This is a genomic window from Brachybacterium horti, from assembly GCF_054777615.1.
On record NZ_BAAHAM010000004.1, the window covers coordinates 373,281 to 394,341 of the forward strand.

A 21,061-nucleotide genomic window follows, 5' to 3' on the forward strand; every position below is an offset into this window, starting at 1 on the left:
GAAAGGACCCGTCATGACCTCCACGACCCCTCGCCGCCGCGGCCTGCGCCACCTCACCGCCACCATCGCCGCGGGCGCCGCGACCCTCGCCCTCGCCGCGTGCGGCGCCGCGACCGCCACGAGCACCACCACCAGCACGAGCACCAGCACCAGTTCCGCAGCTGTCGCGACCGCGGCCTCGGACGAGGGCCGCACCAACGACCTGCTCTCCAGCCTCGACCTCACCACCCTCGACACCCACTACGACGATGACGACCTGACCTGGGACTCCTCCGAGGAGCAGACGGTCACGCTCTCCGACTCGGGTTCCAGCTCCGACTCCGACGGCGTCACCGTGGACGGCTCGACCGTCACCATCACCGAGGGCGGCGTGTACCGGGTCTCCGGGACGCTCTCCGACGGGCAGCTGGTCATCGCCGCCCCCGACGACGAGACCGTCACGATCATCATGGACGGCGCCTCGATCACGAACAGCTCGGGCACCGGCATCGCCGTGACCAGCGCCGACGAGGTCACCCTGTACCTCGAGGAGGGCACCGAGAACTCCGTCGAGGACGGCTCCGGCTACGAGGTCTCCGACGACTCCACCCCCGTCGCGGCGATCGCCTCCGCCTCCGACCTCACGATCGCGGGCAGCGGCTCGCTCACCGTCACCGGCAACACCAACGACGGCATCTCCACCAAGGACGGCCTCGTCATCGCGAGCGGCACCGTCACCGTGAACGCCGCCGACGACGCCGTGCGCGGCAAGGACTACGTCTCGATCCTCGACGGCACCCTCGACCTCACCAGCGGCGGCGACGCCATCAAGTCCGACAACTACGAGGACGAGGACCGCGGCTGGGTGCTCATCAGCGCCGGCGACATCACGATCGACTCCGGCGACGACGGCATCGACGCGGAGCAGGCGGTCGAGGTCCTCGACGGCACGCTCACCATCGAGCAGTCGGTCGAGGGCATCGAGGCGCAGGACGTGATGCTCGTGGGCGGCACCACCTCGATCACCGCCTCCGACGACGGCGTGAACGCAACCGCCGCGAACACCGCCGACTCGACCGACGACACCACCGCGGACTCCGGCGAGACCGGCGGCCCCGGCGGCGGTGGCGGCGGCGAGGAGGACGACGGCTCGTGGCTGTCGGTCTCCGGCGGCACCCTCACGATCGACGCGGACTTCGACGGCCTCGACTCCAACGGCTCGATCTCGCTGACCGGCGGCACGCTCGACATCACGAGCGCCGACAACGGCGGCGACTCCCCCGTCGACGCGAACGGCGACATCACCTTCGACGGCGCGACCCTCACCGCGAACGGCACACAGATCACCTCCGCGGAAGATCTCAGCTCCGGCGGCATGGGCGGCGGGGGCGGCATGGGCGGCGGCCCGCAGGGCTGATCCGCCGGATCCCGTCGCAGCTCCGGCATGACGACACAGGGCGGGCCGTCCCCTCGGGGGCGGCCCGCCCTCCTGTCAGCCCTGCTGAGCGCGGGAGAGGTCGATGATCTGCAGCGATCCGCCCTGCGGGTCCGCGATGGTCGCCACGCGGCCGAAGGGACTGTCCATCGGGCCGTCGAGCACGCTCCCACCCAGGGCCGCGACCTGCTCGGCGGCCCGGTCGCAGTCCTCGACGGCGATGTAGGGGCGCCAGTAGCTGGGCACCTGCTCGGGGAGCCACGGCGAGGCGTCGCAGAGTCCGGCGCTCGCGCCCTCGCCACCGCGGTCCGTCGCGTAGCGGAAGGAGTCGTCGTCCGAGGGCATGCGCACCGCGTCCCAGCCGAAGACGCCGCGGTAGAAGGGCTCGGCGGCGTCGAAGTCCTTGGTCATGAGCTCGAACCAGGCGGGCGTGCCGGGGGTGCCGGGCTGGTCGAAGCCGGCGAAGGGGGCCGCCTGCCAGAAGCCGACGGCGGCGCCGGAGGGATCCTGCGCGACGGACATGTGGCCGAGGCCCGGCACCTCCATCGGCGGGAACAGCACGGTGCCGCCCACGGCGGGGATCGCCTCCGCGGTCGCGGCGGCGTCGTCGGTCGCGAGGTAGACGGTCCAGGCGGTGGGCTGCTCGGCGGGGTCGGGGACACTGCCGTCGGGGTTCATCGCAGCCATGAGCCCGCCGACGGGGTGCCCGTCGCGCGTCGCCATCGTGTAGTGCCCGAACTCCTCGCCGGTATCCGTGAGGTCCCAGCCGAAGAGCTCGCCGTAGAAGCTCTTCGCTCCCTCGATGTCATGGGTGAACAGGTCGATCCAGCAGGGGGTGCCGGCGCGCGGCGCGGGGCGGGAGTCGGTGGCGGCGGGGTTCTGCGCGGTCGTGGAGTTCTGCGCGGTCGTGGGGTCCTGCGGCGTCGTCGGGCTCTGCTCGGACATGACTGCTCCTCGATGGGTCAGCTGCGCCCCGGTGGGCGCGGGTCGTCGCCGCGAACGCTACTCGCGGCCCGTCGGGCGGGGAAGAGGACCGTCCGCGCGGAAGCGAGCCGGCGGCGGGACGGTCTCAGCCGCGGTCGGTGGTGCCGAGCACGTAGGCGGCCTGGCCGAGGTGCTGGGCGGCGTCGTCGATGATGCTGACCAGGCGCACCGCCCGGGTGATGGGTTCGCCGTCGTACTCCCCGATGGCCTCGTCGAGGTCGGCGTCGGTGAGAGTGCCGAGGTGGTCGTGGAGGGCGTCGGCGGCGGCGAGCACGTAGTCGACGAGGGCGTCGCCGTCCTCGACGACGATCGCGCGGGCCTCCCCCTCGCTGTGCCCGTAGCCGACGGCGCGGCCGGCCTCCCCGAGGCCGAGCCTCTCGCCGAAGCCCTGGGCGGTCCAGACCTCAGGCTGTCCCGAGAGGTGGGCGAGCTGCACGTCGATCTCGCGGCCGGTGTGCCAGAGCAGCCAGGCGAGGGAGTTCGGGTGGCCGGCGGGGTGGGCGTTGAGCACGGCGGGGTCGAGCTGCCCGCGCAGCGCCTCGGCGGCGTCGCGGGGGCGGGAGGCGAGGTCGAGCAGGATGCGGCGGGCGAGGGTTCCGGAGCTGCGCGTCATGGTGACGACGCTACTCCTCGGGTGGGACCGTCGGCGGTCGGGGTCCGGGTCAGTCGGGGGCGATGACGCCGGCGGACTCCTCGGGGTGGCGCTGGAGCCAGCTCTCGATGAAGGGGCACACGATGATGATCCGGAGGCCGGCGGCGCGGGATTCGCGGAGGGCGGTGCGGGCGAGCACGGAGGCCACTCCCCCGCCGCGCTGGGCGGGGTCGGTGACGGTGTGGAGCAGTTCGATGCGGCCGCGCCGGCGCTCGTAGGTGGTGATGCCGACGACCTCGCCGTCGCGCACCGCCTCGAAGCGGCGTGCCCGGGTGTTGTCCCGCACCTGCACGCGACCGGGTGGGCCGGGCGGCGGGCGCTCGGTGGTGGGCCGGTTGTCGGGGTCGTAGGAGGTGTCTGCCTCGGCGGTCATGGCCGTCTCCTCGGGCCGGGCTCCCTACGCTACGGCAGTTCGGCGCGCCATGGCAGGGCTCCGCCGGGTCAGAACGGCGGCGGGACGTCGAACGGATCGGGTGGCGGAGGCGGGAGCGGAGGAAGCGGCGGCGGGGGCGGCGGGTCGATCCCGGCGGGCCCCTGCCAGTCCTCGTAGTACTCGACGAGCTGGGCGCTGCGACGGAGCAGGTACTCCTCGTGGAGCTCGTCCTCCACGGAGCGGGCGAAGAACCCGGCCGCCTCGAGCTCCCGCTCGAGGGCGGCGTCCCGCTTCGCCCGGAGCCCCGCCTGGTAGCGGTCCCAGGCCGTGCGGAAGTCCGCGGCGAGGACCTGTGTCACGAGGTCACGCTGCGCCTCGACCTCCGTGGAGGTCAGCTCTCCCACCGTCCACCTCGTGCTGCCGGTGTCGGTGCGTTCCGGGTCGAGAGCCCTGCTGGTCTTCATCCGATGGTGGGTGCGGCACAGCCGGTGCAGGTTCTCCGGGCTCGTGGCACCGCCCCTGCCCGGATGGAGATGGTCGAATTCCTGGATATGGTCCGATTCCCCGATATCCACGACCTGCCGCGAACAGCCGGGCACGGCACATATCGGGTCGACGACCTTGAGATATTCCACCATCGCCGTGGACGGTCGGTACGTCGTCGCCGCGACGGGGAGGAATTCCCCGGTGACCGGATCCGTCAGAACCCGGTGCCAGGCGGTCGCGTTCGCCGCGAGGTCACGGGCCATGGCCGGAGGGATCGGCACCGTCCCGTCCAGCATCCCCGGCGCATCCGTCACGCCGAGGAGGGACAGGACGGGGACGACGAGGTTCATCCGCACCGCGGCGGCGGGGACAGGGACGCCGTCGGTCCCGATCTCGGAGCGGGTCAGGAGGACGTAGCGGATCGCACCGAGCGACATCGGAGCCCCGGTGCGAGCGGCGTCACCGTGGACGTCCCAGGGGATCGCCACCCCCGCTTCGCCGGCGCCGATGCGGGCGAGCGCGTGGCGCTGCGCATCCTGGACGGCATGCGCGGCGCGGTCGAGGCGCTTGGCGAGGTCAAGGATCTCCGGGGCGGGGCCGGTCACGGTGAGCTGCGCGGTGCCGTCGTCCTCGCTGGGGAGGACGAGCTCGACGTCCCGCTTGGACTCGGCGGTGCCGCCCGCCGCGGCGGCTGTGTCGACCCAGGCGACGAGCTGCCGCAGCAGGGTCCAGAACCTGTCCGCCGGGAGCGTCTCGAGCTGCCAGGACGAGACCTGCTCGTCGACGAAAGCACGCTGAGCAGCGGTGAGACCGCGGACGGAGCGGAGCAGGTGATCGCACCATTCCGGAGGCAGGGCGCCGGACCCGACCTGGGCGAGACATCGCGGGAGATCGGTGACGGCCATGCGCGCATCACGGAGGCGGCCGGCGGCGCGTCCGAGCTTGGCGCGCAGCACCACGCCGACCGCGACGGCGTTCAGGTCACCGTCGTCCCCCGCGTCCTCCACCCAGAGCTCCGCGAGGTCCGTCAGCTCCGCGACGTAGGCGGCCGCCTGCACCTCGCGGCGCCGGCGCAGGATCCGCTGCAGCGCCGCCGACTCGGGCGAGCCCTCCTCGACCTCCGCGCGGGCATCGAGGTTCTCCTCCGTGACCCCGCTGCGCCCTCGCACGGCGCCCCGCAGACGGCGCGGGAGGGAGCGAGCGTCCAGGGCGACGGGAGGGGCGGCGGCGCCCGAGGAAGCCTGCGGGGCAGACGCCGAGGAGTCGGGCGGGACGGGCACCGAAGGGACCGCGAGGACGGACGCCAGGGGGTGCTGGGAAGCAGGGGCCTGCCCGGAGACAGCCTGGACCGGAGCCGACATCCCCACACCTCCTCGTGCTCATCGCGGCCGGTGATCCCCATGAATCCCCGCCGTTCCGCTCCACTTATTTTAGAACGTCTGATCGACGAAAGCGAGCACATCGAGAGAACCCATCGAAAATGTGGATAACGTCGAGTGGGGAGGAAAGGCGGCGGGATTCAGGCCTCCGCGGAGAGCCGGCCGACGAGGGCGTCGATCCGCTCGAGGTCGTCGGCCTCGGCGTCCTGGTTGCGCCACTGCGCCTGGGCCTGCAGCGCGGCGGCGAGCGCCGCCTCCCGCTCCCCACGGCGCTCGAGCAGCAGCGCATGCTGCTCGTCGAGGTAGGCGCGCCAGTACAGGGCACGCTCCTCGTGACCGCCCGGGGCGAGGCCGATCACCTCGCGGGCGCCGTCGAGCAGCTGAGGCAGCTCCTCGGCGTCGGGCTCCGCGGCGGCGACCGCCACGAGCTCCCCCACCCGCGCATCGACCCGGTGGTCCCACAGCAGGGCCGAGGGCAGCAGGAGGCGTCCGCCGTCGGGCCGGGTGCGGCGCTCGATCGCGCGGGCGGCGGCGCGCGCGGTCGGCGTCTCGCCGAGGTCCATCGCACGGCGCAGCACGAGCGCGAGCGCCTCGAGCTCGATCCGCAGGAACGGCCCGCGCCGCGGGGCGGGGGTCGCGAGGTCGTCGCTCAGCCAGCGGGCGTCCGCCGCCACCCGACGCAGCTGGAGCAGGGAACCGCGCAGGTCACCCTCGCGCTCATACAGCGTCGCGAGCAGACGCGCGGCCTCGAGATCGGTCGACCGGTCGCGGTGGTCGCGCGCGATCCGACGCACCTCCTCGAGCGCCTCGCGGGCCTCGTCGGCCCGCCCCACCCGGATCCGCTGGCCGGCGACCGCGAGCAGCGGTCCCGTGCGCAGCTCGTCCCGCCGCAGTGAGCGCTGGAGGGAGGCGAGGCGGCCCGCCGCGAAGGAGGCGTCCCGCTCGAGGCCCGCCGCGGTGAGCGCCTCGAGCAGGTCCGTCACGAGGCCCACGCGCAGCGGCGCGTCCTCGACGCGGCGCATGACGCCGAGCGCATCGAGGGCGTGGCGCACCGCGGCGAGCGGGTGCGAGGCGCGCAGGGTGCGGGCAAGGACGGCGTGGGCGGCGATGCGCACCCGGTGCGGATCGGCCCGGCGCGAGGCCTCCGCCTCGGGGTCGGCGTCCACCTCCTCGAGCAGCTCGAGGGCGTCGAGCGCCGCCGTCGTCGCGGAGTCCGTGAGACCGGCGGCCTCGAGCGCCTGGGCGAGCCGCAGGCGCAGCAGCGGCTCAGGCGCGCCGAGCAGGTCCGCGCGCGCCGCGGGCAGGGCGTCGAGGGCCGCGCGCAGGACGCGGATCCGCCGACGGGGGTCCGTCGCGGTCGCGGCGGGATCTGCGGGGCCGACGGGGGCGGAACCGAGGGGCGCCGGGCCGATGGCGCCGCGGGCACGACGGTGCGGGACGTCGAGCTCGCGGACCACGGCGAGCAGCTCGGGGGTGACCGTCACGGCGGCGGCGCGGCGCCGACCGGCGCGGGAGGCATCGACCCCGGAGCCGCCGTCGGCCGGCTCCCGGAGCACTCCCCGCTCGAGGAGGACCTGCGCGGTCGCCGCCGCCTGGGCCGCGTATCCCGCACGGCGCTGCGCGCGCAGCAGGTCGCCGGCGGCGGCGGCGACCTCCTCGTCGGTGCCCACGCGCGCGAGCGCCGCGAGGCGGGCGGAGGCGAGCACGGCGAGGTCCGCGGCGACAGGAGAGGGAACAGGGGCATGGCCGACGACGGAGCCGCCCTCAGGGAGCGGCATGGCGGCGAGGGCCACCGCCTCGCGATAGCGCTCCGCGTGCGTGAGATCGCTCACACGCTGGGCGAGCTCGAGCGGCGTGCGCGGGGCGGGCAGCGGGAGCTCCGGTGGCCGCAGCGCGACCCGCAGCTCCTCGGGATCGGGGAGGCCGACCTGGTCGTCGCGGCCGCCGGTCTCCGGGAGGGAGGAGGCACCGGGGACGATCACGCGACGAACCTACCAACGAACCCTTCGCGCATCTTGGGGAGACGGGGACCACCCGAGAACGCCCCTCACCGGGCGCGACGCCGAACCTCCGGAGCCGTAGGATGGACGCGGTGCCCAGGGCCCCCGGGGCTCGTCCGGGCACCGTCGGCAGGCATGGTGAGGAGCCCCTTTCGTGACGATCAGCGCGGGCGCGACGATCCGACCTGTCACGGACCCCGCACGCGGGCTCCACGACGGGCACCTCCACCTCGACGACAGCATCGACCGCGTGGTCGTGACCGACGTCGACCTCGACGGCTACCTCGAGACGCCCCACCGTCGGCTCCCCGTGGACACGGCCGCCGTGGCCGCCCAGCCCCTCGACCCGGCCGTCGCGCGCACGCTCGGCGTGATCCAGCGGCTCGAGGGATCCGCGCTCGCGGAGTCCCGCGCCATGCTCGCCACCTGGACCGGCAACGAGGCGCGCGTGACCGCGTTCCTCGCGACCTGGCTCGTGGAGCGCTACTGGCAGGCCCGCGCCCTGCGCGACGTGCTCACCCTCGACGACCCCGTCGAGCGCCCCCGCCCGCTCGCCGCCGCCGGCCCGGCGACGACGCTGCGCCGGATCCACGTGGCCCGCGTGCAGCCCCTGCTCTCCCCGCTGTGGACCGTGCTCGCCGGCGAGGCCGTCACCGCCGGCCACATGATGCGCCTCGCGATCCAGGAGACCTGGCTGCGCGAGGCCCTCACCCTCCTCGCGGGACGGCTCGACGGGGAGGCCCGACGAGTCGCCCTCGAGGTCGCCGGCCGCCACGACGACGCGATCGCGTTCCTCCGCGCGGAGGCGACCGCCCGCGTCACCCGCTCGCGCCGCGAGGCGATCGCCGCGCGGCTCGTGCTCACCCTCGACGACCCCCTGCACGGCGGCGGCGTCCCCGACCCGGACCTGCCCGCCGCCCTCGCCGAGCTCGGCGCCGACCCCGCCGATCTCGCCGCCCTCGACCGCGCGCGCCACGACCTGGTGCGCCTCCTGCCCGGGGCGGACCTCCCCCTGGGCCCCTCCTCCCGCGTGAGCGCGCGCACCCGCGCCGCCCTCCCCTCGCTCACCGCTCGCGACTCCGGAACAGGAGCCTGAGATGGCCTTCGACCTCGACAAGTTCACGACGACCTCCGAGCCGCTCCAGTACGACGACCTCGACTTCTCCCTCTTCGAGAGCCAGCCGCTGGACGAGGCGACGCTGCGGGACCTGCGCTACATGTGCGACGTCGAGTTCCACACCAGCTGCTACCTGCGGGACATGCTCGTCACCCCCTCCCATCACGAGGAGGACGCCGGCGGCTTCATGACCATGTGGAACCGCGAGGAGTTCTGGCACGGCAAGGCCCTCGCGGACGTCCTCGCCCGCCACGGCATCCTCGTGGACTACGACGAGGTCAAGGCCAAGCGCGTGAAGCTCGGCTGGTACAACGCGCTCGCGGCGTTCAAGCAGTCCGCGCTGACGAACCTCGCGGGCACCGACTTCGTCGCCGTCCACATGACCTGGGGCGCCGCGAACGAGCTCTCCGCCGTCGCCGCCTACCGCCGCCTCGCCGCGATGGTCGAGCACCCCGTGCTCTCCCCCCTCCTGCAGCGCATCGCCCAGCAGGAGACCCGGCACGTCGCCTTCTACACGACGCAGGGCCGCGAGCGCCTCGAGGCCTCCACGACCGCGCAGAAGCTCACCCGCATGATCCTCGCGAAGGTGTGGCGGCCCGTCGGCTCCGGCGTCATGGACGACTCCGAGGTCAAGCACGTCATGGGGCACCTCTTCGAGGGGCACTTCGACGAGCTCGACAAGCTCGACAAGCGCGTCCAGAAGATGCCCGGCCTCGACGGGCTGACGATCTTCCGCGGCGCCTTCGCCCGCCTCGGTCTGGCGGCCTGAGCGGGGCTCCCCCGACCGCCCCGGAGCGATCCGGCCGCCGTGCGACGATGCACCGATGAGCCGACGACGGAGCGCCTCGGAACCCCCGCGATCCCTGCGGATCGATCCCGCGCGCTCGCACCAGGGCCACCAGCCCTTCGTGCACGACAGGCTGCTCGTGCTCCGCGCGCCGCTGCAGATGTGGTCCGCCCCGGACGGCGAGCTGCGCGGCGAGGGCGCCGACGGAGTGTACGAGGGCGACACCCGTGTGGTCTCCGACCTCCGCCTGGAGCCGCACGCCCCGGAGGCCTCCGCACCCCCGACGCTCGCCCGCGGTCTGCTGCGCGCTGCGGAGGGGTTCGGAGACCGCCTGCCCGAGCTCTTCGGCGGGCACGCGGCCACCGAGGTCGAGCCGCCGCTCCCCTACCCCGCCTCCTGCCGCCCCCAGGCGTGGGCGGCCGCGAGCGCGGTGCCGGTCGCTCAGGCGCTCGGCGTGGTCCCGATCCAGTAGCGCCGCAGGGTGCGGCCGTCGTCGTCCTGCACCGCGTCCTCGAAGCGGCCACCGCAGCGCTCGATCACCGCGCGCGAGGCGGGGTTCTGCTCGTCGCAGATCACGAGCACCTCGTCGACGCCGCGGCGGCGGGCGAAGGGGAGGATCCCCCGCAGGGCCTGCGTCGCGAGGCCGCGGCCGCGGGCCGACGGTCGCACGCCGTAGCCGACGTGCCCGCCGAACCGTGCGAGGAAGTCGTTCAGCTCGTGCCGCAGGGCCACGCTGCCGAGGTACTCGCCGTCCTCGACCAGCCAGCGGTAGGTGCAGGTGACGAAGCCCGGCCCGGCGGGCTCCGCCTCCTCGGCGAGCAGCTGCGCCACCCAGGTCTCGAAGCCGTCCCGCTCGAGCAGCGAGGCCATGTCACGGATGCCCGCGCCGTCCTGGTGGGCGCCGTCCCATTCGCGCATCGAGGCGCGGAAGGACGGGAACAGGGCGGGGTCCGGGGCGACGAGGTCCATCGCGCGAACCTACCAAGCCGGAGAGGGCGTCAGCCCTTCTCGAGGGAGCCGTCGTAGGCGCAGATCGCGTCGACCTTCTCGGCGGAGGAGGAGGTGGGGTCGAACTCGAGGTCCAGCCACACCTTCACGAGCTCCTTCGCGAGCTCGAGGCCGATCACGCGCTCGCCCATGCAGAGGACCTGCGCGTTGTTCGAGAGGACGGAGCGCTGCACCGAGTAGAGGTCGTGGGCGGTGACGGCGCGGATGCCGCTCACCTTGTTGGCGGCGATGGCGACGCCGAGGCCGGTGCCGCAGATGAGCAGGGCGCGGTCCGCCTCGCCGGCGGCGACCTTCTCCGCGGCGGCGACGGCGACGTTGGGGTAGAGCTCGCCGTCCTCGCGGCCTCCGACGCCGACGTCGGTCACGGAGGCGACGCGGGGGTCGTTCTCGAGCAGCTCCTTCAGGGCGGACTTGTGGCCGTAGCCGGCGTTGTCGGATCCGGTGATGATGCGCAGGGCCATGGGGTTCTCCTCAGTGGTGGTGGTGCAGGTCAGGACAGGTGCTCGCCGAGCAGCGTGACAATGCGGGAGAAGGAGATCGCGCCCGGGTCCGGGGTGCCCACCGACTTCTCGCCGTGGGTGCGGGCGCGGCCCTTCGTGGCGACGATGTCCGCGGTGGCGTCCGCCGCGGCGGTCGCCTTCCGGGCGGCCTCGACGATCGCGGGGCCGGCCGCGCTGCTCGCCGCGGCGAGGGACTCGCGGAAGGGGACGGCCGCGTCGACCATCGTCTTGTCCCCCACCTGGGCGCCGCCGAGGCGCTCGATCGCCTCGACCGCCTTGATCAGCCCCGTGAGCAGGGCGTCGCTCGTGACGGCGGCGTCGTCGGCGAGCGCCCGGCCGAGGCTCGTGAGCGCGACGCCCCAGAGCGCACCGGAGGTGCCGCCCGCCTCCGCGGACCACGCCGCTCCGGCCTGCACGAGGACCGTGCGGGCGCCCGCGCCGCCCTCGACGCTGTGCTGCGCGGCCGCGCGCGCGGCACGGATGCCGAGCAGCATGCCCTGCCCGTGGTCGCCGTCCCCGGCGACCTGGTCCATGCGCCCGAGCTCCGGCTCGAGCCCCGTGAGCAGCTCCTCCACCGCGCCGAGCACCTCGAGCACGCGCGCGGCGCCCTCCTGCGACTCCGCCGTGGCCTCCGGGATCGGGTCCTCGCCCGGGGCGTAGACCTCCCCGCGCTCCTCGCCGAGCGGACCCTCCACGACGGCGCCGCGGCGGAAGGCCGGGGCGTCCGCCGGGGCGAGCCACAGCCGCTCGAGCTCCTCGTCCAGGCGCATCACCGTGAGCGAGAGGCCCGCCATGTCCAGGCTCGTCACGTGCTCCCCCACCTCGGGGCGCACCACGGTGAGGCCGCGCTCCGCGAGGAGGCCCGCGACGTGCTTCCACACCACGAACATCTCCTCGTGCTTCACGGTGCCGAGGCCGTTGAGGACCACCGCGACGCGGTCCGAGTCGAGCTCGGGGGTCTCCTCGAGCACGCCGTCCACGAGCACGCGGGCGAGCTCCGCCGCGCTCGGCATGTCCACCTCGTCGATGCCCGGCTCGCCGTGGATGCCCAGGCCGATCGCCATCCGCCCCTCGGGGACGTGGAAGAGGGCGTCCTCCGCACCCGGCAGGGTGCAGCCGTCAAAGGCGACGCCGAGCGAGCGGGTCGCGTCGTTCGCCTTCCACGCGAGGCGCTCCGCCTCGTCGAGGTCCGCGCCCTCCTGGATCGCGGCGCCCGCGACCTTGAAGACGGTGAGGTCGCCGGCGATGCCGCGCCGGTCGCGGTGGTCCCCGCCCTGCCCCGAGGCGATGTCGTCGCTCACGGCGACGATGCGCACGTCGATCCCCTCGGCGCGCAGCTTCTCCGCCGCGACGCCGAAGTGCAGCACGTCCCCGGCGTAATGGCCGAAGCCGAGGATCACACCGCCGCCGTTCTCCGCGTTCCGCGCGACCGCGTGGACCTGGTCCGAGGACGGCGAGGAGAACACGTTCCCGCAGGGCGCGCCGTGCGCGAAGCCCGGCCCCACCCAGCCGGCGAAGGCCGGGTAGTGCCCCGAGCCGCCGCCCACCACGAGGGCGGGCTGCCCCGCGGGGGTGGCCGCGGCGCGGACCACGCCGCCGTGCACGCGCAGCAGCTCCTCGGGGTGCGCGGCGACGAGGCCCTCGACGGCGTCGGAGGGGAAGGACAGGGGATCGTCGAACAGGTACGTCATGGGAGCGTCTCCAGGTCAGGGGTGCGGGGAACGGGGCCGGAGCTCAGGCGGCCGTGTAGCCGCCGTCGATCGAGAGGACCGAACCGGTGACGAAGGAGCTCGCGTCGGAGGCGAGGTACACGGCGGCGCCCGCGAGCTCGTGCGGCTCCCCCGGGCGCTTCATCGGCGTCATGAGGTTCCACTGGTCGATCTGCGGGCCGCCGGCCTCGTAGAAGCCGCGGGTCAGCTCGGTGCGCATGTACCCCGGGGCGATCGCGTTCACGCGCACGCCGCGCTCGGCCCACTCGAGGGCCGCGGAGCGGGTGAGGTTGTGGACCGCGGCCTTCGAGGCGTTGTAGGACGCCTGGGTCTGCGGGACGTTCGCGATGATGCCGCTCATCGAGCCGGTGTTGATGATGCTGCCGTGGCCGCGCTCGAGCATCCTCCGGCCGACGGCGGAGAGCACGTGGTACACGCCGTCGAGGTTGAGGGTCATCACCGCGCGCCACTTCTCGACGTCGCCGTCCTCGAGCGGGTGGTGGATCGTGCGGCCAGCGTTGTTCAGCAGGATCTCGATGCCGCCCACCTCGTCGTCGATCGCGGCGACGGTCTGCTCGACCTCCGCCTGGTCGGTGACATCGAGGTGGCGGTAGTCCACGCGCACGCCGGTCTCGGCGGCGAGGTCGCGGGCGGCCTGCCCGCCGGTTGCGTCGTCGATGTCGGCGAGGACGATCGGGGCGCCGTGCTGGGCGAGGCCGCGGGCCATGGCGAGGCCCAGGCCCTTCGCGCCGCCGGTGACGAGGGCGGTGCGGCCGGTGAGGTCGAACAGCGGGGACGGGGTGGGGGTGGTGCTCATGGGGTGCTCCTTCGTGAGGTGCTGCGGAGAGGGGGTGCCGGGTGGGGTCAGGCGGCCTCGTCGGCCGACTCGAGGACGGGGCCGTGCAGCCGCGGCTGGTGGACCTTGAGGAAGTAGGTCATGGCGAAGGCGCACGCGTAGAGGGCCACGAACGCCCAGACCACGGCCACGTTCCCGCCGAGCGGGCGGACGATCGCGACGACGGCGCTGCCCAGGAAGGTCGCCCCGCCCGCGGCGGTCGTGTACATGGCCATCGCGGCGCCGGTGTGCTCCGGGGCGATCGCCGGCATGATCGCGCCGAGCGGCACGAAGCCGGCGAGCATGATGCCGAAGACGGTGCCTGCGGCGACCGAGACGGCGAAGCCCCAGTCGGAGCCGGCCGTGACCATGTGCGGCACGTACCACCACAGCAGCAGGCCGATCGCGGAGCCGAGGATGCCGAACCAGCGCACGGTCGTCACCCAGCCGACCCGGTCGCCGAGGGCGCCGAAGGCGGCGTTGAACAGGATGTTGCCGGCGTAGACGATCGACGTCATGACGAGCCACTGGGACTGGCTCCAGCCCAGTCCGCCGTCGGCCACGGAGCCCGCGATGACGTTGGGCAGGATGATGAACATGCCGAACTCGGGAGCGGTGTTGATGAGGCGGGTCAGGAAGCCCATCGCGATGCGCTTGTTCGTGAAGGTGAGGCGCACGCCCGCGGTGATCACCTGGCTCGCGGTCTCGCCCGCGGGGGCGAGGCGGCGCGAGCCGTGCCCCTCGCGGACGCCGAACCAGGCGACGAGGAAGCCGGCGATCACGAGGACGCTCGAGCCGAGCATGGCGGCGGACTCGCCGGCGAAGCCGCCGCCGAGGCGCGGGATGAGGAACGCCGCGACGAGGGAGCCGAGGGTGGGCAGACCGCCCGTGAACATGACGTAGAACCAGCCGACGCCCGCGCCGTTGCGCTCCTTGTCCACGACGTGGTTGATCCACACGAGGAACGCGAAGGCGAACAGCGGGAAGCCGAAGCCGCGCAGGAAGTAGCTCAGCGCCACCAGCGGCACCGACTCGATCGCGAGGGATCCGAGGAAGGCGAGCTCGAAGACGACCCACACCCCGACGCCGAGCGCCATCACGCGGCGCGGCCCGAAGAGGTCCGAGAGGGCGCCGGCGAGGTAGGAGCCCACGAGCACCGCGAGCGAGTAGGCCGCGATGATCTTCGCGGCGAGGTCGATCTTGTCGTCGCCGCCGCCGAAGGCCTCGGCAATGTGCGTGGAGACGAAGTTCGACTCCACGCCGTTGCCCGTCATGAACAGCAGCACGCCGAGGAAGCCCCAGCGCAGGACGTGGGGGATGCCGAGGCGGTCCAGGAAGGTCTCGCGCCCGGCCCCGGGGGCGGTGCCCGCCGAGGACGAGGTGGTCGAGGGGAACGTCATGTCTACACTCCTTCGTGCACGGGGGAAGGGGGAGGGGCGGATCAGAGGCCGGGGACGATCGAGACCTTCACGGAGGCGCCGGAGGAGTCGCCGACGGTGTCGAGGGCCTTCTGGACGTCGCCGAGGCCGAACTGGTGGGTGCAGATCTCGTCCATGGGCAGCACGCCGGACTCGATGATCCCGATCGCGGCGGGCCAGCAGTTCGGGCCCAGGTGGGCGCCGAGGACGTCGAGCTCCTTGTCGTCGGAGATGATCGACCAGTCGACGGTGACGTCGTCCTTGAAGACCGAGTACTCGACGAAGCGGCCGAGCTTGCGCAGCAGATTCAGGCCCTGGGAGACGGCGCTCGGGTGGCCCGTGCACTCGATGTAGACGTCCGCGCCGTAGCCGCCGGTGAGCGCCTTGATCTCGGCGACGACATCGACCTTCGAGGGGTTCAGGGTGAGGTCCGCGCCGCACTTCGCGGCGAGGGCGAGCTTGTCGTCGTCGAAGTCGAGGGCGATGACCTGCTTGGGGGTCTTGTGGCTCGCGCCGATGATCGCGCCGAGGCCGATCGGGCCGCAGCCGGCGACCACGACGACGTCGTCGAAGGTGAGCTGCGCGCGCTCGACGGCGTGCAGCGAGCAGGAGAGCGGCTCGGAGAACGCCGCGTGGTGGGGCGGGAGGTCCTTGCTGACCTGGTGGGCGCGGGCGAGGGAGGGGACGATCATGTACTCCGCCATGGCGCCGCTGTAGTGCTTGAAGCCGAACATGTCGTGGGGGCCGCACATCCAGTACCAGCCGCGCCGGCAGTACATGCACTCGCCGCAGGGGACGATCTGCTCGCAGGCGATGCGGTCGCCGATCTGCACGCCGTGGTGGGCGAGGGCCTCCTCCGAGCCGGCGACGACCTCGCCGACGAGCTCGTGGCCGGGGGTGATGCCGGGCTCGACCCAGCGGTCGCGGTTCTCGTCGCCCCAGAACTTCGCGGCGCCGTGGTAGCACTTCAGGTCGCTCGCGCAGACGCCCACGGCCTCCACGCGCAGCAGGAGCTCGTCCGCGGCGGGGCGCGGGACGTCGATCTCCTCGAGGCGGTAGTCCTCCGGCGCGTGCATGACGACGGCCTGCATCGTGCTGGGGATCTGGGGGGACTGGCTCATGGGGGACACATCTCCTTCGATACGTTCCGGCCCGGCGGCGCGGACGTGTCGAGACTAGGCAAACCTACGAACATTCGTCAAGCACAAATGTTCCGATTGAGGGCGCCGCAGGTCAGAGGAGGAATCAGGAGGCTCAGACCGCGGGGTCGGGATGCGCGAGCACCGCGAGCGCCGTCGGCTCGTCGGTGATCAGCGTCGAGAACAGCCCCGCCCGGGCGCCCGCGAGGATCGACGGTGCCTTGCGGACGTCCGCCGCGAGCGCGATCGCGTCCGGGATGTCCCGCATCAGCTCCCGCGAGGGCCGCACCAGGCGGTCCGAGCCCGGGAAGGCGACCGCCTCGCCCGCGGCGTCGTAGAAGTGGAGGTTGATGTCCCCCACCGCCGGCTCGAGCAGCGGCTCGTCCCGTGGCACGACGGAGGTCAGCGACTCACGGCCGCGGTACGGCTCGCCGACGCCCACCACCACCGCGCGCGCCCGCCGCCACAGGTCCGTGATCGCGAGGAAGCTCGGATCCGCCTGCAGCGAGTCCCACAGGCTCGGCGAGGGCTGCGCCGGAGCGAACATGAACCGCGGCTCCGCATGCGTGCGATCCGCGAAGCGCCGCACGATCTCGTTCGTCTGGAACGACGGATCGGGCTCCTGCTGCCCGCCCACCGTGGGCGCCACGATCACGCCCGGCAGCTCCGGCAGCCCCGCCATGCCGCTCACCGCATAGGTCGTCTTCCCCGAGGACAGCAGCAGCACGTCCCCGCGCCGCAGGCCCAGCCCCCGCAGCTCCTCCCCCAGCAGGTCGCCGATCCCCCGGAAGCCCCGCTGCACCTGGTCGCCCGCCGCGATCCGCACCCGGGCGACGCCCAGGCGCTCCCGCAGCCGCAGCTCGAGGTCCGCGAGATCCCCCGTGCTCGGGTCGAGCACCTCGAAGCGCACCATGCCGATGCGCCGCGCCTCCGCGATGAGCTTGGAGACCGTGGGCCGCGAGACGTGCAGCAGCTCCGCGATCTCCGCCTGGCGCAGATCGTCGAGGTAGTACGCCGAGGCGGCGCGGTGCAGCAGCTGCACGTCCATCGTCGTCTCGAGCACGGGCTCTCCTCCGCAGCGGGGTCACGGGGCGGCACCCCGACGGTGACAGGATAGGGGCGGCGTCGAGGCCGTCCTGCCCGATGCCGTCCCGAGACGGAGGACAGGGCATGCGAGCAGGCGTGACGCGGGCACCGCGCACGGACGCACCGCGCGGGGTCACCCCCGCCGTGCTGGGGGTCGACGTCGGCACCTCCGCGAGCAAGGCGATCCTCGTGACGCTCGACGGCACCGTCCTCGCGACCGCCGTGCGCGAGCACACCGTGGAGCGGCCCCGCCCCGGGCACGTCGAGATGGACGGCGGGATCTGGTGGGACGAGCTCGTCTCCATGGCCGCCGAGCTGCTCACCGGCCCCGCCGGCGACGGCGTCGAGGTCACCGGGATCGGGCTCTCCGGCATGGGACCGTGCGTGCTCCTCGCCGGGGCCGACGGCACCCCCGTGCGTCCCGCGATCCTCTATGGCGTGGACACCCGCTCCGGCATGCAGATCGACCGCCTGCGCGCCGAGCTCGGCGACGACGCGATCCTCGAGCGCTGCGGCTGCGTGCTCACCGCCCAGGCCGCCGGACCCAAGATCGCCTGGGTCGCCGAGGAGGAGCCCGAGGTCTACGCTCGCGCCCGTCGGCTCTTCATGACCGCGAGCCACCTCGCCTTCCGCCTCACCGGGCAGTACGTGCTCGACCACGCCTCCGCGAGCCAGGCCGCACCCCTCTACGACCTGCGGTCCGGGCGCTGGGACGAGGAATGGGCCGCGCGCGTCGCCCCCGGCATCGAGCTGCCCGAGCTGCGCTGGGCCGGCGAGGCCGCCGGGACCGTCACCGCGCAGGCCGCCGCGGCGCTCCCCGGGATCGCCGCGGGCATCCCCGTCATCACCGGGACCATCGACGCCTGGGCCGAGGCCCGCGGCGCCGGCACCGAGCACCCCGGCGACATGATGCTCATGTACGGCACCACGACCTTCCTCGTCGCCCGCACCGCGGAGCTGCTCCCCGGCCGCGAGCTCTGGGCGACCGCCGGCACCGCGCCCGGCGGCTGGACCCTCTCCGGCGGCATGGCGGCCTCCGGCGCGATCACCGGCTGGCTGCGCGAGCTCACCGGCGGGGACGACTACGGCGACCTCGTGGGCGAGGCCGCCGCGAGCGGGCCCGGCGCGCGCGGCCTGCTCATGCTCCCCTACGTCGCCGGGGAGCGCTCCCCGCTGCACGACCCCGACGCCCGCGGCGTGATCGCCGGGCTCACCCTCTCCCACACCCGCGGCGACCTCTACCGCGCCGCTCTCGAGGCCGCCGCCCTCGGCGTGCGCCACCACCTCGAGGCGATGGCCGCCGCCGGCGCCCGCATCGACCGGGTCGTCGCCGTGGGCGGCGGCGCCCGCACGGACCTGTGGCCGCAGATCGTCTCCGACGTCACCGGGCTCCCCCAGCGCATCCCCCGCTGCACGATCGGCGCCTGCTACGGCGGGGCGATGCTCGCCGCGGAGCTCGCCCACGGCATCGACACCGGCCCCTGGCAGGGCACGGACCACGAGGTGCGCCCCGACCCCGCCCTGCGGGAGACGTACGACGAGCTCTACGGCCTGTATCGGGACCTCTATCCCGCGACCCGGGACGTCGCCCACGCCCTCGCCCGGCGGCAGCGGGAGGCCTGAGGCGGGCACGACGAGGGCCGGCGGTCACCTCCCTCGGGAGGTGACCGCCGGCCCCTGGCGTCGGACGCGGTCGATCAGCAGATCAATGAATCAGCCGTTCAGAGCCTCGACGTCGTCGTCCACCCAGTCGAAGGTGCGCTCCACGGCCTTCTTCCAGAGGCGGAGGCTGCGCTCGCGGGTCTCCGGATCCATGTCCGGCTCCCAGCGCTTGTCCTCGTCCCAGTTGTCGATGACGTCCTGCTCGCCGGACCAGAAGCCCACCGCGATGCCGGCCGCGTAGGCGGCGCCGAGGGCGGTGGTCTCGATGACCTTCGGACGCACCACGGGCACGCCGAGGATGTCGGCCTGGAACTGCATGAGCGTCTCGTTCATGACCATGCCGCCGTCGACCTTGAGCTCGGTGAGGTCCACGCCGGAGTCCGCGTTCATCGCCTCGAGCAGCTCGGCGGACTGGTAGGCGGTCGCCTCCAGGGTGGCCCGCGCGATGTGGTTCTTGGTGATGTAGCGGGTCAGGCCCACGATCGCGCCGCGCGCGTCGGCCTTCCAGTAGGGCGCGAAGAGGCCCGAGAAGGCCGGGACCACGTAGCAGCCGCCGTTGTCGTCGACCTGCTTGGCGAGGTCCTCGATCTCCGGGGCGGTCCTGATCAGGCCGAGGTTGTCGCGCACCCACTGCACGAGCGAGCCGGTCACGGCGACCGATCCCTCGAGCGCGTAGATCGGCTTGCTGTCGCCGATCTTGTAGGCGACGGTCGTGAGCAGGCCGTTCTCGCTGCGCACCAGCTCCTCGCCGGTGTTGATGAGCATGAAGTTGCCGGTGCCGTAGGTGTTCTTGGCCTGGCCCACCTCGAAGCAGGCCTGGCCGAAGGTCGCGGCCTGCTGGTCGCCGAGGATGCCGGCGATCGGGGTGTCGATGAGCAGGTCGTTCTTGCGACCCTTGCCGTACACCTCGGAGGAGGACCGGATCTCAGGGAGCATGGACAGCGGGATGCCCATGTCCTTCGCGATGTCCTCGTTCCAGTCGAGGGTGTCGATGTTCATGAGCATCGTGCGCGAGGCGTTGGTGACGTCGGTGACGTGCACGCCGCCGTTGACGCCGCCGGTCATGTTCCACACGAGCCACGAGTCGGTGTTGCCGAAGAGCAGGTCGCCCTTCTCCGCCTTCTCGCGGGCGCCGTCGACGTTGTCGAGGATCCACTTCACCTTGGGGCCGGAGAAGTAGGTGGCGAGCGGGAGGCCCACGCGCTCCTTGTACTTGTCCGCGCCCTCGTCGCCGCCCAGCTCGTCGCAGATGCGCTGCGTGCGGGTGTCCTGCCAGACGATCGCGTTGTAGACGGCCTCGCCCGTGGTCCTGTCCCACACCACCGCGGTCTCGCGCTGGTTGGTGATGCCGACGGCGGCGAGCTGGTGACGGTTGATGTCGGCGTTGACGAGCGCCTGGCCCACGACGTCGCGGGCGTTCTTCCAGATCTCGGCGGGATCGTGCTCGACCCAGCCGGCCTTGGGGAAGATCTGCTCGTGCTCCTTCTGACCGGAGGCGACGATCTGGCCGCCGTGGTCGAAGACGATCGCACGGGTCGAGGTGGTGCCCTGGTCGATCGCGAGGATGTACTGCGGTGCGTCGGACATGGTGACTCCTTCGTCGGATGGTTTCACGGTACGGGGTGGGAGCGGCGGCGGGGACGGATCGGGCGGATCGCCCCCGCCGCGCGGCTCACGGGGTGGGGCTCAGGTGCTGCGGATCAGAAGAACAGGATCGAGGCGACGCCGGCGAGCACGCCGCCGATCAGCGGGCCGACGACCGGCACCCACGAGTAGCCCCAGTCCGAGGAGCCCTTGTCCTTGATCGGCAGCAGCGCGTGCGCGATGCGGGGGCCGAGGTCACGGGCGGGGTTGATGGCGTACCCGGTGGGGCCGCCGAGGGACGCGCCGATCGCGACGACCAGCAGGGCCACGGCGAGCGGGCCGAGCTCGTGCGGGGTGTTGCCGAACTGGATGATCACGAAGACGAGCACGAAGGTCGCGATGATCTCGGTGACCAGGTTCCAGCCGTAGGAGCGGATGCCGGGGGCGGTGGAGAAGGTGCCGAGCTTGGTGGGGCCGTCGGGCGTCGCGTCGTAGTGCTGCTTGTAGGCGAGGTACGCGAGGACCGCGCCGAGGATCGCGCCGATCAGCTCCGCCACGAAGTAGGTGATCGTGGTCCCGAAGGTGACCGGGATGCCGGGGCCGTACTCGGAGGCGCCGCTGACCAGCAGGCCCACGGTGACGGCAGGGTTGAGGTGGGCGCCGGTCTTGTAGGCGACCCAGACGCCGGCGAACACACCGAGGCCCCAGCCCCAGTGGATCATGAGCGGGCCGCCGTTGTGGCCGCCCGTCTTGTTCAGGGCGTGGTTCGCGACCACGCCGATGCCCAGCAGCATGAGCATCGCGGTGCCCGCGATCTCCGAGAGCAGGATCGTTCCGATGATTCCCATAGGTTCTCCTCGTCGAGAGCCGTCCCGCAGGTGGCGGGCCGGGGGCCCCGGTGGTGCCGGGGCGGGGTGCGCACGCTGGC

Annotated in this window: 19 protein-coding genes; 5 read left to right on the forward strand and 14 right to left on the reverse strand. The window is 73.2% G+C overall.

The window, feature by feature from the left end:
- Positions 1 to 13: 13 nt before the first annotated feature.
- Positions 14 to 1,396, forward strand: coding sequence for a carbohydrate-binding domain-containing protein (locus ACYVAP_RS14620; RefSeq protein ID WP_498861234.1), 1,383 nt, complete (start codon positions 14 to 16; stop codon positions 1,394 to 1,396).
- Between the two features lie 75 nt (positions 1,397 to 1,471).
- Here the strand turns inward: ACYVAP_RS14620 and ACYVAP_RS14625 are convergent, their stop codons facing one another.
- From ACYVAP_RS14625 to ACYVAP_RS14645, 5 genes are all read right to left on the reverse strand, one after another.
- Entirely contained in the window at positions 1,472 to 2,359 is an 888-nt protein-coding gene (locus ACYVAP_RS14625; protein WP_498861235.1) for a VOC family protein, read from the reverse strand.
- A gap of 124 nt (positions 2,360 to 2,483) precedes the next feature.
- Positions 2,484 to 3,011 (reverse strand): DinB family protein, encoded by a 528-nt coding sequence (locus ACYVAP_RS14630; protein WP_498861236.1) that lies wholly within the window; start codon positions 3,009 to 3,011, stop codon positions 2,484 to 2,486.
- Positions 3,012 to 3,060: 49 nt separating this feature from the next.
- Positions 3,061 to 3,423 carry a GNAT family N-acetyltransferase gene (locus ACYVAP_RS14635; RefSeq protein WP_264451450.1) on the reverse strand — a complete coding sequence of 121 codons (363 nt, stop codon included), beginning with the start codon at positions 3,421 to 3,423 and terminating at the stop codon, positions 3,061 to 3,063.
- A gap of 68 nt (positions 3,424 to 3,491) precedes the next feature.
- Entirely contained in the window at positions 3,492 to 5,078 is a 1,587-nt protein-coding gene (locus ACYVAP_RS14640) for an HNH endonuclease signature motif containing protein (RefSeq protein WP_498861237.1), read from the reverse strand.
- Positions 5,079 to 5,428: 350 nt separating this feature from the next.
- The gene (locus ACYVAP_RS14645; RefSeq protein WP_498861238.1) at positions 5,429 to 7,270 is read right to left on the reverse strand and encodes a hypothetical protein; all 1,842 of its coding nucleotides are present in this window, start codon (positions 7,268 to 7,270) and stop codon (positions 5,429 to 5,431) included.
- 172 nt (positions 7,271 to 7,442) lie between these two features.
- Between ACYVAP_RS14645 and ACYVAP_RS14650 the strand changes: the two genes are divergently transcribed.
- Genes ACYVAP_RS14650 through ACYVAP_RS14660 form a run of 3 tightly spaced genes read left to right on the forward strand, consistent with a single transcriptional unit; the run spans position 7,443 to position 9,664 of the window.
- Positions 7,443 to 8,384 carry a hypothetical protein gene (locus tag ACYVAP_RS14650; protein ID WP_205750661.1) on the forward strand — a complete coding sequence of 314 codons (942 nt, stop codon included), beginning with the start codon at positions 7,443 to 7,445 and terminating at the stop codon, positions 8,382 to 8,384.
- A gap of 1 nt (position 8,385) precedes the next feature.
- A complete protein-coding gene (locus tag ACYVAP_RS14655) occupies positions 8,386 to 9,174 on the forward strand; it encodes a ferritin-like domain-containing protein (RefSeq protein WP_264451453.1) in 789 nt (262 codons plus the stop codon).
- Positions 9,175 to 9,229: 55 nt separating this feature from the next.
- Positions 9,230 to 9,664 (forward strand): glycogen debranching N-terminal domain-containing protein, encoded by a 435-nt coding sequence (locus ACYVAP_RS14660; protein ID WP_498861239.1) that lies wholly within the window; start codon positions 9,230 to 9,232, stop codon positions 9,662 to 9,664.
- On the opposite strand, the gene ACYVAP_RS14665 is transcribed toward ACYVAP_RS14660, so the two are convergent.
- From ACYVAP_RS14665 to ACYVAP_RS14695, 7 genes are all read right to left on the reverse strand, one after another.
- Positions 9,634 to 10,161, reverse strand: coding sequence for a GNAT family N-acetyltransferase (locus tag ACYVAP_RS14665; protein WP_498861240.1), 528 nt, complete (start codon positions 10,159 to 10,161; stop codon positions 9,634 to 9,636). The two genes, ACYVAP_RS14660 and ACYVAP_RS14665, sit on opposite strands and share 31 nt — an antisense overlap.
- 29 nt (positions 10,162 to 10,190) lie before the next feature.
- A complete protein-coding gene (locus tag ACYVAP_RS14670; protein WP_498861241.1) occupies positions 10,191 to 10,661 on the reverse strand; it encodes a ribose-5-phosphate isomerase in 471 nt (156 codons plus the stop codon).
- 29 nt (positions 10,662 to 10,690) lie between these two features.
- Complete coding sequence (locus ACYVAP_RS14675) at positions 10,691 to 12,391, reverse strand: dihydroxyacetone kinase family protein (protein WP_498861242.1); 1,701 nt, start codon at positions 12,389 to 12,391, stop codon at positions 10,691 to 10,693.
- A 43-nt stretch (positions 12,392 to 12,434) separates the two neighbouring features.
- Entirely contained in the window at positions 12,435 to 13,226 is a 792-nt protein-coding gene (locus ACYVAP_RS14680) for a Rossmann-fold NAD(P)-binding domain-containing protein (protein ID WP_498861243.1), read from the reverse strand.
- Between the two features lie 47 nt (positions 13,227 to 13,273).
- Positions 13,274 to 14,644: an RbtT/DalT/CsbX family MFS transporter gene (locus ACYVAP_RS14685; RefSeq protein ID WP_137769188.1), complete on the reverse strand. Its 1,371-nt coding sequence runs from the start codon at positions 14,642 to 14,644 to the stop codon at positions 13,274 to 13,276.
- A gap of 41 nt (positions 14,645 to 14,685) precedes the next feature.
- Positions 14,686 to 15,783, reverse strand: coding sequence for an MDR/zinc-dependent alcohol dehydrogenase-like family protein (locus tag ACYVAP_RS14690; RefSeq protein ID WP_498861244.1), 1,098 nt, complete (start codon positions 15,781 to 15,783; stop codon positions 14,686 to 14,688).
- Between the two features lie 133 nt (positions 15,784 to 15,916).
- Entirely contained in the window at positions 15,917 to 16,864 is a 948-nt protein-coding gene (locus ACYVAP_RS14695; protein WP_264451426.1) for a sugar-binding transcriptional regulator, read from the reverse strand.
- Positions 16,865 to 16,971: 107 nt separating this feature from the next.
- Here ACYVAP_RS14695 and ACYVAP_RS14700 point away from each other — a divergent pair, with 107 nt between their 5' ends.
- A complete protein-coding gene (locus ACYVAP_RS14700) occupies positions 16,972 to 18,510 on the forward strand; it encodes an FGGY-family carbohydrate kinase (protein ID WP_498861245.1) in 1,539 nt (512 codons plus the stop codon).
- Positions 18,511 to 18,600: 90 nt separating this feature from the next.
- Here ACYVAP_RS14700 and glpK read toward each other — a convergent pair whose 3' ends face one another.
- Together glpK and ACYVAP_RS14710 are read right to left on the reverse strand one after the other, a co-directional pair.
- Positions 18,601 to 20,136, reverse strand: a complete 1,536-nt coding sequence (gene glpK, locus ACYVAP_RS14705) for an FGGY family carbohydrate kinase (RefSeq protein ID WP_498861246.1) — start codon at positions 20,134 to 20,136, stop codon at positions 18,601 to 18,603.
- A gap of 113 nt (positions 20,137 to 20,249) precedes the next feature.
- A complete protein-coding gene (locus ACYVAP_RS14710; protein WP_498861247.1) occupies positions 20,250 to 20,981 on the reverse strand; it encodes an MIP/aquaporin family protein in 732 nt (243 codons plus the stop codon).
- Positions 20,982 to 21,061: the final 80 nt, after the last annotated feature.